At 63.8% G+C, this 14,574-nt stretch carries 13 protein-coding genes; all 13 read right to left on the bottom strand.

All coding sequences use genetic code 11. The annotated features are described in order from the left end of the window. Window positions 1–354: 354 nt before the first annotated feature. A complete protein-coding gene (locus FPT15_RS19095; RefSeq protein WP_178119722.1) occupies window positions 355–597 on the bottom strand; it encodes a hypothetical protein in 243 nt (80 codons plus the stop codon). A gap of 126 nt (window positions 598–723) precedes the next feature. Next, window positions 724–2,124: an amidase gene (locus FPT15_RS19100; RefSeq protein ID WP_145163698.1), complete on the bottom strand. Its 1,401-nt coding sequence runs from the start codon at window positions 2,122–2,124 to the stop codon at window positions 724–726. After that, window positions 2,121–3,389 (bottom strand): Zn-dependent hydrolase, encoded by a 1,269-nt coding sequence (locus FPT15_RS19105; protein ID WP_145163700.1) that lies wholly within the window; start codon window positions 3,387–3,389, stop codon window positions 2,121–2,123. Before FPT15_RS19105 ends, FPT15_RS19100 begins: the two co-directional genes overlap by 4 nt. A gap of 13 nt (window positions 3,390–3,402) precedes the next feature. Continuing rightward, the gene (locus FPT15_RS19110) at window positions 3,403–4,098 is read right to left on the bottom strand and encodes an ABC transporter ATP-binding protein (RefSeq protein WP_145163701.1); all 696 of its coding nucleotides are present in this window, start codon (window positions 4,096–4,098) and stop codon (window positions 3,403–3,405) included. Next, entirely contained in the window at window positions 4,098–4,847 is a 750-nt protein-coding gene (locus tag FPT15_RS19115) for an ABC transporter ATP-binding protein (protein WP_145163703.1), read from the bottom strand. Before FPT15_RS19115 ends, FPT15_RS19110 begins: the two co-directional genes overlap by 1 nt. Beyond that, window positions 4,844–5,854 carry a branched-chain amino acid ABC transporter permease gene (locus FPT15_RS19120; protein WP_145163705.1) on the bottom strand — a complete coding sequence of 337 codons (1,011 nt, stop codon included), beginning with the start codon at window positions 5,852–5,854 and terminating at the stop codon, window positions 4,844–4,846. The genes FPT15_RS19115 and FPT15_RS19120 overlap by 4 nt, the downstream gene beginning before the upstream one ends. A gap of 1 nt (window position 5,855) precedes the next feature. Beyond that, window positions 5,856–6,716 (bottom strand): branched-chain amino acid ABC transporter permease, encoded by an 861-nt coding sequence (locus tag FPT15_RS19125; protein ID WP_015884776.1) that lies wholly within the window; start codon window positions 6,714–6,716, stop codon window positions 5,856–5,858. A gap of 68 nt (window positions 6,717–6,784) precedes the next feature. Then, window positions 6,785–7,987, bottom strand: a complete 1,203-nt coding sequence (locus FPT15_RS19130; RefSeq protein WP_145163707.1) for an ABC transporter substrate-binding protein — start codon at window positions 7,985–7,987, stop codon at window positions 6,785–6,787. 239 nt (window positions 7,988–8,226) lie between these two features. Then, window positions 8,227–8,994 carry a FadR/GntR family transcriptional regulator gene (locus tag FPT15_RS19135; RefSeq protein WP_145163709.1) on the bottom strand — a complete coding sequence of 256 codons (768 nt, stop codon included), beginning with the start codon at window positions 8,992–8,994 and terminating at the stop codon, window positions 8,227–8,229. A gap of 109 nt (window positions 8,995–9,103) precedes the next feature. Next, window positions 9,104–9,865 (bottom strand): alpha/beta fold hydrolase, encoded by a 762-nt coding sequence (locus FPT15_RS19140; RefSeq protein ID WP_145163711.1) that lies wholly within the window; start codon window positions 9,863–9,865, stop codon window positions 9,104–9,106. 106 nt (window positions 9,866–9,971) lie between these two features. Beyond that, a complete protein-coding gene (locus tag FPT15_RS19145; RefSeq protein ID WP_145163713.1) occupies window positions 9,972–11,384 on the bottom strand; it encodes an efflux transporter outer membrane subunit in 1,413 nt (470 codons plus the stop codon). Then, window positions 11,377–13,368 (bottom strand): MacB family efflux pump subunit, encoded by a 1,992-nt coding sequence (locus FPT15_RS19150; protein WP_145163715.1) that lies wholly within the window; start codon window positions 13,366–13,368, stop codon window positions 11,377–11,379. The genes FPT15_RS19145 and FPT15_RS19150 overlap by 8 nt, the downstream gene beginning before the upstream one ends. Then, window positions 13,352–14,524, bottom strand: a complete 1,173-nt coding sequence (locus FPT15_RS19155; RefSeq protein ID WP_145163717.1) for an efflux RND transporter periplasmic adaptor subunit — start codon at window positions 14,522–14,524, stop codon at window positions 13,352–13,354. Before FPT15_RS19155 ends, FPT15_RS19150 begins: the two co-directional genes overlap by 17 nt. Between the last annotated feature and the right edge of the window lie 50 nt (window positions 14,525–14,574).

A 14,574-nucleotide genomic window follows, 5' to 3' on the forward strand; every position in this document is an offset into this window, starting at 1 on the left:
GGCACCTCGGTGTATCAGTGACACCCAGTTGATGCCATCGCAGGCAAGCCAGCTCCCACATTTGATTGAGTTCAGCTTCAAGGATCAGGTCGGCTGTCAGGCCGCCTCGGTTTTGCTTCTACCACTCAGGTCGGCTACTAAACCGCCGTGCTCTGCTTTTTGATCTTGATCTTAGGCGCCCCGTTAAACCACGCTGGCCGAGTGGTGGGGCAAGAGCCCTTGGGTTACTTTGGGGCTTTTTTTCCAAAGTGACTCGCCGTAAGGGCGAAACCAACCTCAGCCATCACCCAATAACGGATACGCCCCCAAAACCCCCCATCGCTAATAGCATCCCAGCAAAAAGCCGCCTGATCGTTATTGAATACCGATGGACCAGCTCTGTGTGGTCTGGTCCTCGTGGCGCGGCTCCAGGTCATCTTCATACTGGCAACGCGGGCCCTTGCAGTGGTAGTCGAAGGTCACCGGCGCCTGGGTCTTGATGGGGAACAACGATTTGGCCGTCGCCGGTGCAGCCTGTGGCGCGGCCTCGGTGACGGGCGCTTCGTAGGTCAAATCCAGCGTTGCAGCGTGGGCCACGATGGGCAGGAGGGCGAGCACTGCACTCGCCAGAACGGTCCTTGTAAATAGCATCTGAAACAACCCGCGCAACAAAAAATGAAGCGCGAATTATAAGCCAGGCGCAACCGCCGATGCACACCGCAGTCCGCGGTCGAACGCCGCAGTTCAGAACACCCGAGGTGCCTCAAGGTGTTCCGTGGGGAACGCATGGGCATAGGCCTGACACACCCGCAGCACCTGCTCATCGGCAAACCGCGCGCCTACCACATGCAGCCCCACCGGCATGCCATTCGCCGCCAACCCACACGGCACCGACGCCGCCGGTTGCTGGGTGAGGTTGAAGGGATAGGTAAACGGCGTCCACTCCATCCATTCGTTCAGGCCCGAACCCGGTGGTACGTTGTGCCCCGCCTCGAACGCAGTGATGGGCATCATCGGCGACACCAGCACGTCGTAATGCTCATGAAACGCCGCCATCCGCGCCACCAGTGCCGCGCGGGCTTCGAGGGCGTCGTTGAAGTCGCGCAGACTCAGCTGTTCGCCGCGTTGCGCGATACGCAGCAGGCCAGGGTCGAGCAGCTGTTTTTGCGCCTCGCTCATCGTGCTGGTCAGGCGGGCGGCGCCGGCGGCCCATAAGGTGCTGAACACCTCCAGCGGGTCACTGAACCCCGGGTCGATCTGCTCGACATGTGCGCCCAGCTGCACCAACCCTTGCACGGCTTGGGCGACGACGCTGGCCACCTGCGGGTCGACATCCACATAACCGAAGGTCGGGCTGTAGGCCACACGCAAGCCTTGCAAATCCGCACCCGGCTTGAGCCACGGCGTGGTCCGTGGCGCACCGATCAGGCCATCGCGCGCATCCGGCTGCGCGACGGTTTGCAGCATCAGCACGGTGTCTTCCACCGTGCGCGTCATCGGCCCCAGGTGCGACAGAATCGTCATCGAACTGGCCGGCCACTGCGGTATGTAGCCGAAGGTCGGCTTGATGCCAAAGGTACCGGTGAACGCACACGGAATGCGGATCGAGCCACCGGCATCGCTGCCCTGGTGCAGCACGCCCAGGTTCAGCGCCGCCGCCGCGCCCGCGCCACCGGACGAGCCGCCCGCGGTGGTGCGGGTGTCCCACGGGTTGCGGGTGATGCCGTACAACGGGTTGTCGGTGACGCCTTTCCAGCCGAATTCCGGGGTGGTGGTTTTGCCCAGCAGCACCGCACCGGCCTTGCGCATCAGGGCCGAGAAGGGCGCATCCACGTCCCACGGCCCGTCGGCGGAGGTGGTGCGTGAACCCTTGCGGGTGGGCATGCCAAGGGTCAGCGTCAGGTCTTTGATCGAAGCGGGCACGCCGTCCAGCGCGCCGCAGGGTTGGCCTTTGAGCCAGCGTTGTTCCGAGGCGCGCGCAGCGCTCAAGGCACCCTCAGGATCGATATGGCAGTAGGCGTTCACCACCGGGTTGTAGCGCTCGATACGCAGCAAAGCATCTTCGGTGACCTCCACCGGCGACAGGCTTTTGTCGCGAAAATGCTGCAGCAGTTGTACCGCTGTCAGTTGGCCCATCTCACTCATGCCAGGTCCCCCTGCGCCGCGTTGACCATGGCGCGCAGCAGCACCGCGCAGCCTGCTGCCAGGTCATCCGGCGCGGCGTTTTCGATTTCGTTATGGCTGATGCCGCCTTCGCACGGTACAAAGATCATCCCGGCCGGGCCGAGTTCGGCGACGAAAATCGCGTCATGCCCGGCACCGCTGACGATGTCCATATGGCTCAAGCCCAAGGCCGTTGCGCCGTCACGCACGGCGTTGACGCAGGCCGGGGCGAAATCCAGCGGCGGGAAGTCGGCGGTGGGCGTCAGCGCAAACGTCAATCCGTGGCGTGCAGCCGTGGCTTCAATCACGCCGCGCACTTCATCGACCATGGCTTGCAACCTGTCGGCGTGCAGGTGGCGCAGGTCGATGGTCATGTGCACCTGGCCGGGAATCACATTGCGCGAGCCTGGGTGCACGCTCAGGCAACCGACCGTGCCGCAGGCGTGTGGCTGTTGCTGATGGGCGATACGGTTGACCGCGCTGACGACTTCGGCGGCGCCGACCAGGGCGTCCTTGCGCAGGTGCATGGGCGTGGGGCCGGCGTGGGCTTCGACACCAGTGAAGGTCAAGTCGAACCACTTCTGGCCCAGGCAACCCATGACCACGCCAATGGTGGTGGCCTGGTCTTCCAGCACCGGGCCTTGTTCGATATGCGCCTCGAAATACGCGCCTACCGGGTGGCCAAGCACCGCGCGCGAACCGGCGTAGCCGATGCGCTGCAGTTCGGCGCCCACCGACAGGCCGTGCTCGTCCTGTTTGTCGAGGGTTTCCTGCAAGTCGAACTGACCGGCGAACACCCCGGAGCCCATCATGCACGGCGGAAAACGCGAGCCTTCTTCGTTGGTCCACACCACCACCTCGATCGGTGCTTGGGTTTCAATGCCAAGGTCATTCAAGGTGCGGATCACTTCCAGCCCGGCCATCACGCCGTAGCAGCCGTCGAACTTGCCACCCGTGGGCTGGGTGTCGATATGGCTGCCGGTCATCACCGGGGGCAGGGCGGGATTGCGCCCGGCACGCCGGGCAAAAATATTGCCGATGGCGTCAACACTGACGCTGCACCCAGCCGCCTCGCACCAGTGCACGAACAGGTCGCGGGCCTGGCGGTCGAGGTCGGTGAGCGCCAGGCGGCACACGCCGCCTTTGACGGTGGCGCCCAGTTGGGCCAGGTCCATCAGCGATTGCCACAGGCGGTCGCGGTTGATCAGCGGGGCGTTGCTCTTGAGCGGTTGCGCAAAACTATTCATGGGCACTCTCCGGTCAGGCACTCAGGGCCAAATAACGGTTCTTGATGCTTGGGTCGGCGCGGAAGGCAGCGGCGCTGCCCTCGTACACCACGCGGCCCTGTTCGAGCACGTAATGGCGGTCGGCGAGCTTGTCGCAGACCATCAGGTTCTGTTCCACCAGCAGCACGGGCAGGCCGTCGTCCTTGACCTTGCGCAGGATTTTCACCAGTTCGTCGACGATCACCGGCGCGAGGCCTTCGGTGGGTTCATCGAGGATCAGCAGCTTGGGGTCGTTGAGCAGCGCGCGGGCGATGGCGAGCATCTGTTGCTCACCGCCGGACAACGCGTGGCCGGCGTTTTTGCGGCGTTCCTTGAGGCGCGGGAACATGCCGTACACGTCGTCCAGTTGCCAGCGGCTGGTCTTGCGCACGGCGATGCGCAGGTTTTCTTCGACGCTCAGCAGGCGGAAAATCCCGCGGTTTTCCGGCACCAGCGCCAAGCCCTGGCGGGCGATTTCGAAGATCTTCTGGCCCACCAGCGCCTGGCCGTTGAAGTGAATCTGGCCCTGGCGCGGGCAGATAATCCCGAGGATGCTGCGCAGCGTGGTGGTCTTGCCGGCGCCATTGCGGCCCAGCAGGGTCACCAGCTCGCCGGGGTTGACGGTCAGCGACACGCCTTCGAGTACGTGGCTTTTGTCGTAGTAGGAATGGATATTCTCGACGATCAGCATCAGGCGGCCTCTCCCAGGTAAGCAGTGCGCACACGTTCATCGGCGCGCACGAATTCCGGCGTGCCTTCCACCAGGATCTGCCCGTGGCTCATCACGGTGATGCGTTGGCTGATGGACATGACGATGCTCATGTTGTGTTCGATCAACAGCACCGTGTGGTCGCGGCCGAGGTCGCTGATCAACTGGGTCATGATCGGGATGTCATCGATGCCCATGCCCGAGGTGGGTTCGTCGAGCATCAACAGTTTTGGCTTGGAGCAGATCGACATGCCGACTTCCAGCACACGCTGCTGGCCGTGGGACAACTCGCCGGCCAGGGTGTCGGCGCGGCTCGTGAGTTGCAGGCGTTCGAGTACCTGGTCGGCCATCTCCAGGTGCTCGCGCTTGCTGTCGACCCGGCGCCAGAAGTTCAGCGCACGCGCACCGTCGCGGCCCTGGGCGGCCAGGCGCAGGTTCTCGCGCACGCTGAGGTTTTGGAACAGGCTGGTGAGCTGGAACGAACGCGCCATGCCCAGGCCGACGCGGGCGTGGGCGGGTTTGCGCATCAGGTTCTGGCCGTCGAAATGAATTGCCCCGCCAGTGGCCTGACGCTCGCCGGTCAGGCAGTGAAACAGGCTGGTCTTGCCGGCGCCGTTGGGGCCGATGATGGTGTGGATGGTGCCGGCTTCGACCTTGAGGTTGACGCCGTTCACCGCGTGGAACGCACCGTAGGCCAGCTCCAGGTTCTGGGTTTCCAGCAGGATGCTCATGACAGCTTCTCCTTGGTCACAACGTCGGCCTTGCGGCTGCCGCGTACGCGTTCGAACAGCGACGACAGACCGCCCCACAAACCGCCGCGCATGAAGATCACCACCAGGATCAGGATGATGCCGAGCAGCATCAGCCAGCGCGGCCACAGGTCGGAGAGAAAGTCGCCCAGCAGCACGATGGAACCGGCGCCCAGCAACGAGCCGAACAGCGAACCGGTGCCGCCGACGATGGTCATGATCAGGATGTTCTCGGACATCGCCAGGTCGATGTTCGACAGCGGCACAAAGTGCAGCAACATCGCGTACAGCGCCCCAGCGATGCCGGTGACGGCGCCGGACAGCACAAACACCAGGATCTTGAAGTGGCGCGTGTCGTAGCCGATGGCCGAGGCGCGGGTTTCGTTTTCGCGGATGGCCATCAAGGTGCTGCCGAACGGCGAGGCGATGACCCGGCGTGCGCCGATGAAGATCAACAGGAACAGCACCGCGACAAAGCCATAGAACGCGCGGGCGTCGGCCAGCGACAGCAGCACGGTGTCACCGAGGCGGATTTCCGGGCGCGGCACGCTGAGCAGACCGTTGTCACCGCCGGTCCAGTCGCTCAGGGTGTAGGCGACGAAGTAGGCCATCTGGCTGAACGCCAGGGTCAGCATCACGAAGTAGATGCCGGTGCGCCGGATTGCCAGGGCGCCCACCAGCAGCGCGAGGAAACCACCCGCCACGGCGGCGCCGAGCAGGGCAGGGAACAGGCCCAGTTGCAGGTGGATCATCAACAGTGCAGCGCAATAGGCGCCGGCGCCGAAAAAGATGCCTTGGCCGAACGACAACAGCCCGGTGTAGCCCAGCAGCAGGTTGCAGGCCAGGGCGGCCATGGCAAAGATCAGGATCTCGGTGGCCAGGGTTGCCGAAGGCAATATCAACGGCAAACCGATCAGTACCGCCAGTACCCACAGCAACATCGCTTTTGATTGGGTCTTGGCAAACGGCAGGGGATTTTTCTCGCTCATGTCAGGCTCTCCCAAACAGGCCGTAAGGGCGTACCAGAATCACCACGGCCATCGCGCCGTAGATCATCAGGCTCGCGCCTTGGGGCCAAAGTGTGGTCATCAGGCTTTGCACCACGCCCACCAGCAGACCGCCAACCAGCGCACCACTGAACGAGCCCATGCCGCCGATCACCACCACCACGAACGCCACGCCGAGAATCTCCGGGCCGACGAAGGGCTGGGCGCCGCGCAAGGGCGCAAACAGCACACCGGCGACGCCGGCCAGGGCTACGCCGAGGGCGAAGGTCATCGAGAACAAACGGAAGATATTGGTGCCCAGCAGCGACACGGTTTCGGTGCTTTCACTGCCGGCGCGCACCAGGGCGCCGAAGCGCGTGCGCTCCAGCAGCAGCCACAAACCCAGGCCGACCAGCCCGGAAAACACAATGAGGAACAGGCGGTAGTAGGGGTAGACGAAGTCGCCGACCACCAGCACGCCGCGCAGCAGTTCCGGCACGGCGACGCTTTTGCCCACCGGGCCCCAGATCATCACGCTGGCTTCCTGGATGATCAGCGCGATACCCAGCGTCACCAGGATCTGGAACATGTGCGGCAAGTGATAAATGCGCTGGATCAACAGTCGCTCGATCACCCAGGCCAGCGCCGCCACCACCAGTGGCGCGATCAGCAGCGCCAGCCAGAAGTTGCCGGTGAGGCTCACGGCGGTGTAGCAGATGTAGGCGCCCAGCAGGAAGAACGCGCCGTGGGCGAAGTTGACGAAGTTGAGCAGGCCGAAAATGATTGTCAGCCCGACCGCGATCAGAAAGTAGATCATCCCCAGCCCAAGGCCGTTGAGGATCTGGAACAGGTAAAGATTAAGCATGCAGGAACCCTCGGACAGGCGGCCGCGCGGGCGGCCCTGTCGTGTACAACCGGTGATGGTTTAGCGGATCAGCCGAGCACGCAGCCCGTGGCTTGCACCGGCGGGAACGACTGGCCGGCACTGAGCACTTTGGCCAGGTCGTCCTTGTCGGCCATGTCGCCGGCGGCTTTGCCGATCATCAGGTAGTAATCCTTGATCACCTGATGGTCGCCGGCGCGGATCGATTCCTTACCGGTGGGGCCTTCAAAACTCAGGCCCTGCATGGCCTTGGCTACCGTCGGCCCGTCGAAGCTGCCGGTGGCAATGATGGTGTCGAGCATGACCTTGGTGCTGATGTAGTCGGCGGCCAGCGGGTAGGTGGGGTTGATGCCGTATTTGGCCTGGGTCAGCTTGACCAGTTCACGGTTGAGCGGGCTGTCGACCTGGTGCCAGTACTGCGCGCCGAGGTACACGCCTTCGAGCACATCGCTGCCCAGTTCCTGGAATTGATCGAGGCCGGCGGACCACACCAGCAGCACTTTCATGCGCTCCTTGATGCCGAAATTCACCGCCTGGCGCAGGGTGTTGGATGACTGGCTGCCGAAGTTGAGCAGCACCAGCACGTCGGGTTTGGCGGCGATGGCGTTGGTCAGGTAGCCGGAGAATTCCTGCTCCTGCAAAGAGTGATAGCTGTTGCCGACGTGCTCCAGGCCGTTTTCCTTGAGCACGTTTTTGGCGCCTTCGAGCAAGGCTTCGCCAAACACGTACTGCGGGGTGATGGTGTACCAGCGTTTGGCGTCCGGCAGCAGCTTGATCAGCGGCACCAGGGTTTCGCGGATCGCGCCGTAGGTGGGCACCGACCAGCGGAAAGTCGCACTGTTGCAGTCCTTGCCGGTCACCTCATCGGCGCCCACCGGGGTCATGAACACGCCGCCGACCTTGCTGACTTCCTTGGCCACCGCCAGGGCCGATGACGACAGCGTGCAGCCCTGGAAGAACCGTGCGCCGTCCTGCTGGATCGCCTCCTGGACCTTGCGCACCGCCTTGCCGGCGTTGCCTTCGGTGTCGATGACCTTGTAGTTGAGCGGGCGGCCGAGAATCTCGGGGTGTTGTTCCACCGCGAGCCGCGAACCCATGTCGGCAAACTTGCCATAGCTGGCAAAGGCGCCAGACATGGACTTGAGGCCGTAAAAGGTGAAGGGTTCGGCGGCGAATGCAGAGCGCACGCCCAGCGGAAGGCTGAGGGCGGCGGCTGCGGTAAGACTGGCTTTCAACAACGTACGACGCTGCATGGGGTGACTCCCTGGTTTAGTTATTGGCAGGAGCGGCAATGGCGATACGGTGGAGCAAGGGCCTGTGGGCAGGCCTGTTATTGGATGAATGGCTTCAACGGGTTTAACTCGGTCAACGGTGGGCGCTGGCTTGCCTGCGATAGCATCGACTCAGTTCAACTGATCCACCGAGGTGCCTGCATCGCAGGCAAGCCAGCTCCCACTTTGATTGGGTTTGCACAGGTGGACCTGTGGTGTTTTTAAGAGTGATCGAACTCCAATAGAAAGTGCGGGCTGACCTGGCCTTCAAGGGCGGTCATATGGTGTTCGGCATCGCACATGTGTTCATGCATCAAGCCGCGCACCGCGCTTTCGTCACCCGCGCGAAAGGCAATCAGCAACTGCTTGTGATAGTCGAGGTTGGCGGCGTCGAACTGCTTGCGCTTGGGCTTGTAGGCTTTTTTCAGCACCACCAGATCGCGCAGCAAATCGTTGAGAAACTGCGCCATGAAACTCAGCAACGGGTTGGGGCAGGCCTTGGCCAGCAGGTTGTGGAACTCCAGCTCCGCCAGGCGCTGTTCGCGCTGGCCGGCCTCGCTGTCCTCCGGCGCGCTGCACAAATCCACGTTGTCATGCAGGGCTTGATAGTCGTCCTCGCTCAAGCGTCCGAGCACCGACACGGCCAGTTCCACTTCGATGACCTTGCGCAGCTGGTACACCTGCTCGCCGTCCAGGTGCTGAAAATGCAGGTAGTTGCGCAACGCACGGCTGGCGGGCTCGGTGCCGGCCTGGTTCAGATACGCGCCGCCGCTGGGACCGGTGCGCGTACTCACCAGGCCTTCCACTTCCAGCGCTTTGAGCGCTTCACGGGCCGAGCCTTTGGAACACTGGAAGCTTTCCATCAACTCGCGCTCGGTGGGCAGGCGGTCGCCGGGTTTCAAGGCATCGGTGACGATAGAGCGCTTGACCGACTCGACAATCACATCGGAGAGCTTCTGGCGTTTGCGTCGCAACGGGCGGCTGAGCATGGGCGTCTATTGATCCTATTAATGCGGATTAATAGCACTTAATAACGATTGGTCGAGAGCGTCAACGCAGGGTGTCGTTTTCGGCGCGAAGAGGTCGTAATCGCAGTGATTATTCCCAGCGGCCGGGGTCGAGACAGCGCGTAGAGGGAGGCGGCTGTTGGCCGTTGACCAGAAAATCCGCGACCCAGCGGTTGACGCACCCGGCTGCGACGGCGTCGGGTCGGGATGATTCCTTGAGCAACAATTGCTCGACGCCAGAGGTGGCGGGTTCCGCGTGCCCGGCGTTGACCAAGACCATGCGCGCGACGCGTTCGGTAAACAGCGCGGCGTACCGACTGCCAAGTCGGGTGGCCTGGGCATTGCCGAGGAAGTTGAGCCGGGCCTCGCCGAGTTGTTCGCGCACAAACTCCATATCGCGCGCGGCCTGTTCCACACCGGTTTCCTGGCTCAGGTCGCGGGGGCTCAGTTCGATCACGTCATAACGGTTGGTCAGGGTGCGATAGGCCGCCGTGGCGTAGGACTCCCAGCGGCTGACCAGTTTGAGAACGAAGGTTGCGCCCTGGCCCTTTTGCGGCTCGCCGGCCTGAATGAACACCACACCCTCGCGGCTCAGCGGGTGCCGGGCGCCGACACGGGTCAGGGCCAGGCGCACAGTGCCACGCTTGGGCGCGGCGTGGTCACGGGGCACGCTGACGCTGCCGCATTGGGTGCGCTCCAGTACCTCAGGGTCCGGCCGTTCAAAGGCGGGCAAGGGACAATCCAGCAGCCAGTCGATCGCCGTGGGCGCGATCAGAGGCTCGGCAAAAGCCCGGCTTGCCATCAGCCATAGGCAGACGCACGCCAGGCTTTTTACAACAACGCTGGGTTTCATCAAGAGGGTCCGGGCAGCCGTTTGAAGACGGCTTTTTTACCAAGGACCTCGGGTCAAAGAATGTAGGTTTGTTAAACGGTTTGTGTAGGACAACGGAGTTTCGTTATCAGAAACCGGCGTTCCACCCGCCACCCAATGCCTTGTACAGCGCAATGCTGGCTTGAAGACGCGATAACCGCAGTTGCACAGTCAAGTCTTGCGCCGCGTACAGCGTGCGTTGGGTTTCGAGCACCGTCAGCAAGTCTTCCGCACCGGCCTGGTAACGGCTTTCGGCGATCCGGAAGGCGGTCTGGGCCTGTTGCAGTTCTTCGCTTTGCCAATCGCGCTGCTGATCCAGGCGCGTGATGTTGCTCAGGGACTTTTCCACGTCGGCAAAGCCGTTGATGATGGCGCCGCGATAGGTCTGCAGCAGCTCATCCTGACGGGCGCGGGCCTTGTCGCGTTCGGCGCTTAAACGGCCATTGTTGAAGATCGGCGCCACCAGGCCCGAGGTCAGGCTGTAGTACGGGCTGCGCAGGAGTTCCTCGGCCTTGTAGGACCCCGAGCCCAACGTGGCGCCCAAGGTCACCGTGGGCAGCATCGCCGCACGGGCCACCGTGACATCGGCACTGGCCGCCGCAAGCTGCGCTTCGGCCTGGGCCAGGTCGGGGCGGCGGCTCAGCAGTTGGCTGGGCACGCCCGGGCCAATGGTCGGCCAGGTCAGCGCCTGGAACGACTCGGCGCCCAGGTTCAACGCTTGCACGGGCTGGCCGAGGAGGGCGGCGAGGGTGATCAGCGATTCTTCGGCCACTTGCTGAATCAGCGGCAGTTGCCGTTGCTGGCTCGCCACCAGACTCTTCTGTTGCGCCAGTTCCAAGGCCGTGGCCGAGCCGGCGTCGTAGCGGGTCTGGACCAGGTTGAGCACATTGCGTGCATTGGCCAGGTTGAGCTCGGCGATCTGTTGGCGCTGGCGCGCGGCAAGGGTTTGCGCATAGCGGTCGGCGACGTTGCTGAGCAGCGTCAGCTCCACAGTGGCCTGGTCGAACTCACTGGCACGCAGGCTCTGCAGGGCACTGTCACGGGCGGCAGCACGGCCGCCCCAGAAATCCACTTCGTAGCTGGCGGTGAGGTCGGCGTCGAAGCTGTCGACGGTTTTATTACTTTCTGTAGCGTCCAGGGAAGAATTGCCGCTGCCGCGCAGCAGCTTTTCGCGGCTGGCGGAGAGGTTGAAACTCACCTCGGGCAACAACGGCGCACCGGCAATCACCGCGCTGGCCTGGGCCTGGCGCACGCGCGCCATCGCGGCCGCCACGTCATAACTGTCGCGCCGGGCCTGGTCGATCAGGCGGTTGAGTTGCGGGCTGCCAAATTGCGTCCACCAACGCTGGTTGGTCGCTTGCGTGGCCTGTCGCTCGGCGTATTGCCACGCGGCGGGCGGCGCGATACCGCTGTCGACCTGGGGCGGGTGGCCGGTGCAGGCGTTGAGCAACAGGCACAGGCTGAGCACGGACAGGTGCGGTGGAATGCATCGTTTATTCACTGGTCAACGCCTTAACCGGATCGAGCCGGGCAGCTTTACGGGCCGGCATAAAGCCGAATACGACACCGGTGACCAACGCACAGCCAAACGCGCCAAACACCGCCAACAAGGAAAATTGCACCGCCACCTCGGCCAGCACGAGCACGCCGCCGACCAGCAGCGCCAGGGCGATGCCGAACAGCCCGCCGACCACCGAGAGCATCACCGCCTCGGTGAGGAACTGGCGCAGGATGTCGCGCTGGCGCGCGCCGGTGGCCATGCGGATACCAATTTCGCGCGTCCGTTCGCGCACGGTCATCAGCATGATGTTCATCACGCCGATACCGCCCACCAGCAGGGAAATCGCGGCAATCGAGCCGAGCATCAACGACAAGGTATTCTGCGTGCGCGCCTCGGCCTGGATCATTGCCGCGTTGTTGGTCAACTGGTAGTCGCGCTTGCCGTTGTGCAGCTTGAGCATCAACTGGTCGATGGCCAGTTCGGCCTCATGCACCTTGCGCGCATCGGCGGCGGCAATCGCCACGTATTCGGGGTTGTAGGTGCCGAACAGGCGCACGCTGGCGGCGGTGTAGGGAATGGCGACACGGTCATCGCTGTCTTTGTTGCCGGAACTGGAGCCTTTTTCAGCCAGCACACCGATGACCTGGAAAGGCACGTTCTCGATCAGGATGTATTGGCCGATCGGGGTGGCGACGTTCTTGAACAGTTTCTCGCGGATACGGTGGCCGATCACTGCGACAGTGGCCCCGGCGCGCTCGTCAGCCTCGGTGAAGTAGCTGCCCTCGACCACCGGCCAGTTGAAAATCTCCGGGAAGTTGACGTCGTTGCCGCCCACGTAGGCGAGGTAATCCAGATTGCCGAAGCGTACACCCGCGTCGCTGCCATTGACCGGCATGATGCGCTTGACCTGGGGCAGCGCCGCCAGGGCCGCGACATCGTTGAGGGTGACGATGCCCAGCGGCGTGCGCGGGTTGGGCGAGGAACCACTCAGGTAAATGATGTTGGAGCCGAACGCGCCCATCTGCGCCATGACCTGGCGCTTGCTGCCTTCGCCCACCGCCAGCATCACCACCACCGACGCCACGCCGATGATGATGCCCAGCAGTGTCAGCGCGGTGCGGAAGCGGTTGATCCACATCACTCGCCAGGCCGCTTGCACGGCGTCCACCAGTTCGGCTTTCCAGGCACCGTTGTGTTCGGCACCGTCGGCCAGGCGCTGGCGCAGGTCCACGGCTTGCAACGCGCCGCTGTGGGCGGTGGCGGGCACGTGGGTATCGCGGGTTGCCGAGTCACTGATGATCAGGCCATCACGGATCTCGATGATGCGGTTGGCACGCGCCGCCACTTCGCGGTCGTGGGTAATCAGAATGACCACGTGGCCCTGGCCCGCCAGTTCATCCAGCAGCGCCATCACCTCGGCGCCGCTGTGGCTGTCGAGGGCGCCGGTGGGTTCGTCGGCGAGGATGATATGCCCGCCGTTCATCAGGGCGCGGGCAATGGACACGCGTTGTTGCTGACCACCGGAGAGCTGGTGCGGGCGGTTGCCGGTGCGGTCGGCCAGGCCCAGGCGGGTCAGCAGCGCCTTGGCGCGGGCGTGCCGTTCGGCGGCGCTGATGCCGGCATAGATCGCCGGCATTTCGACGTTTTCCTGAGCCGAGCCCGACGGGATCAAGTGGTAGCCCTGGAACACGAAACCAAAGGCTTCGCGGCGCAGCCAGGCCAGTTCGTCGCTGTCCAGGTGCGCGACGTTTTCGCCGGCGAACAGATAGTCGCCCTCGGTGGGGCGATCAAGGCAGCCAAGAATGTTCATCAGCGTGGATTTGCCGGAGCCCGACGCGCCGACGATGGCGACGAATTCCCCGGCATGGATCGACAGGTCGATCCCGCGCAACACGTCGACCTGCGGGCTGTCGCCGCCGCCGTAGGATTTACGGATGTTCTTGAGTTCGATCAGCGGCGTGGTCAAGTCAACCCCCGTTGCCATCGACCGGGCCGATCAGCAGGTGATCGCCTTCGTTCAAGCCCTCAAGCACTTCGACCCGCAGGCGGTCGCTGATACCCAGGCGCACCGGGCGCTCCTCGATGTCGCCGTTTTTGGCCACCACCCGCGCGAACGGCCGGTCGGTGCCGTGGCTGCCCAGCAAGGCCGCCACGGGGGCGGTGAGTACGTCCTTGACCTGACTGGCAACGAAAAACACCTGGGTGGTCATTTCGGCCATCAGTGCATTGTCGGCGTTGTCCACATCCAGCAGCACGGTGTAGAGCACCACGCGGCCACTGCCGCTTTTGCTGGCGCTGCTGGGGCTGCCACTGCCCTGGCTGGTTTCATTCAGCGGCTTGGGCGGTATCGGCAAGATCTGGCGCACGGTGCTGGTCCAGCGTCGGCTGCCACCGGCGAGTGTGGTGAAATAGGCGGTCATGCCGGGTTTGACGTGACCTATGTCGGCTTCGGAGACTTCGGCCCACACGGTCATCGGCGATAACTTGGCGATGCGCAGGATCAGCGGCGTCTGTTGCTGGGCGTTGAGGGTCTGGCCGACCCGTGCGTCCACCGCCACCACGGTGCCGCTCATGGGCGCGTAGATGCGGGTATAGCCCAATTCCGCCTCGTCGCTGCGCAGGCTGGCCTGGGCCTGGCGGATCTGTGCCTGGAACATCTCGACCCGGGCCTGGGTGGCACTCAGTTCGGCCTTGGCGGTTTGAACGTCTTCCTCGCGGGTGGCGTTGCCGGCGGCCAGGCGCTGTTGACGCTGGTATTTCTGGCGCGCGAGTTCGTGCTGGGCCTTCTGTTCCTGCAGCTGGGCCTTGAGGTTTTCGATGGAATAGCGGCTGGCGTCGAGTTTGGCTTGTTGCGTGGAAGGGTCGATTTCCACCAGCAACTGGCCTTCCTTGACCTGATCCCCGGCCTCCACATGAATCTCGCGGATCTGCCCGGACGCCTGGGCGCCGACGTCGACATACCGGCGCGGTTGCAGCGTACCCAGCGCCGTGACGCTGTTTTCAATATTGCCGCGGGTGACGGTGACAGTGGACAGCGTATCGCGGCCGGGCGGCAGCACCTGCCAGGCGGCCACCGCAAGGATGGGGATCAGGCACGCGACAGCGAGCAGGGCGCGTCGAGCGGGGCGAGGGCGTTTCATGCGTTGGTTCCAGCCAGGAAGTGAGGGCCGCAGTTGCGGGGGGCTGAGTG

The organism is Pseudomonas sp. RGB (assembly GCF_007713445.1).
Taxonomy (GTDB): domain Bacteria; phylum Pseudomonadota; class Gammaproteobacteria; order Pseudomonadales; family Pseudomonadaceae; genus Aquipseudomonas.

Excerpts from the sequence above, each read along its gene's own strand:
- FPT15_RS19125 (WP_015884776.1), bottom strand. The coding sequence starts at position 6,716 with ATGCTTAATCTTTACCTGTTCCAGATCCTCAACGGCCTTGGGCTGGGG.
- FPT15_RS19120 (WP_145163705.1), bottom strand. The coding sequence starts at position 5,854 with ATGAGCGAGAAAAATCCCCTGCCGTTTGCCAAGACCCAATCAAAAGCG.
- FPT15_RS19155 (WP_145163717.1), bottom strand. The coding sequence starts at position 14,524 with ATGAAACGCCCTCGCCCCGCTCGACGCGCCCTGCTCGCTGTCGCGTGC.
- FPT15_RS19110 (WP_145163701.1), bottom strand. The coding sequence starts at position 4,098 with ATGCTGATCGTCGAGAATATCCATTCCTACTACGACAAAAGCCACGTA.
- FPT15_RS19140 (WP_145163711.1), bottom strand. The coding sequence starts at position 9,865 with ATGAAACCCAGCGTTGTTGTAAAAAGCCTGGCGTGCGTCTGCCTATGG.
- FPT15_RS19150 (WP_145163715.1), bottom strand. The coding sequence starts at position 13,368 with ATGGCAACGGGGGTTGACTTGACCACGCCGCTGATCGAACTCAAGAAC.
- FPT15_RS19115 (WP_145163703.1), bottom strand. The coding sequence starts at position 4,847 with ATGAGCATCCTGCTGGAAACCCAGAACCTGGAGCTGGCCTACGGTGCG.
- FPT15_RS19130 (WP_145163707.1), bottom strand. The coding sequence starts at position 7,987 with ATGCAGCGTCGTACGTTGTTGAAAGCCAGTCTTACCGCAGCCGCCGCC.
- FPT15_RS19100 (WP_145163698.1), bottom strand. The coding sequence starts at position 2,124 with ATGAGTGAGATGGGCCAACTGACAGCGGTACAACTGCTGCAGCATTTT.
- FPT15_RS19135 (WP_145163709.1), bottom strand. The coding sequence starts at position 8,994 with ATGCTCAGCCGCCCGTTGCGACGCAAACGCCAGAAGCTCTCCGATGTG.
- FPT15_RS19105 (WP_145163700.1), bottom strand. The coding sequence starts at position 3,389 with ATGAATAGTTTTGCGCAACCGCTCAAGAGCAACGCCCCGCTGATCAAC.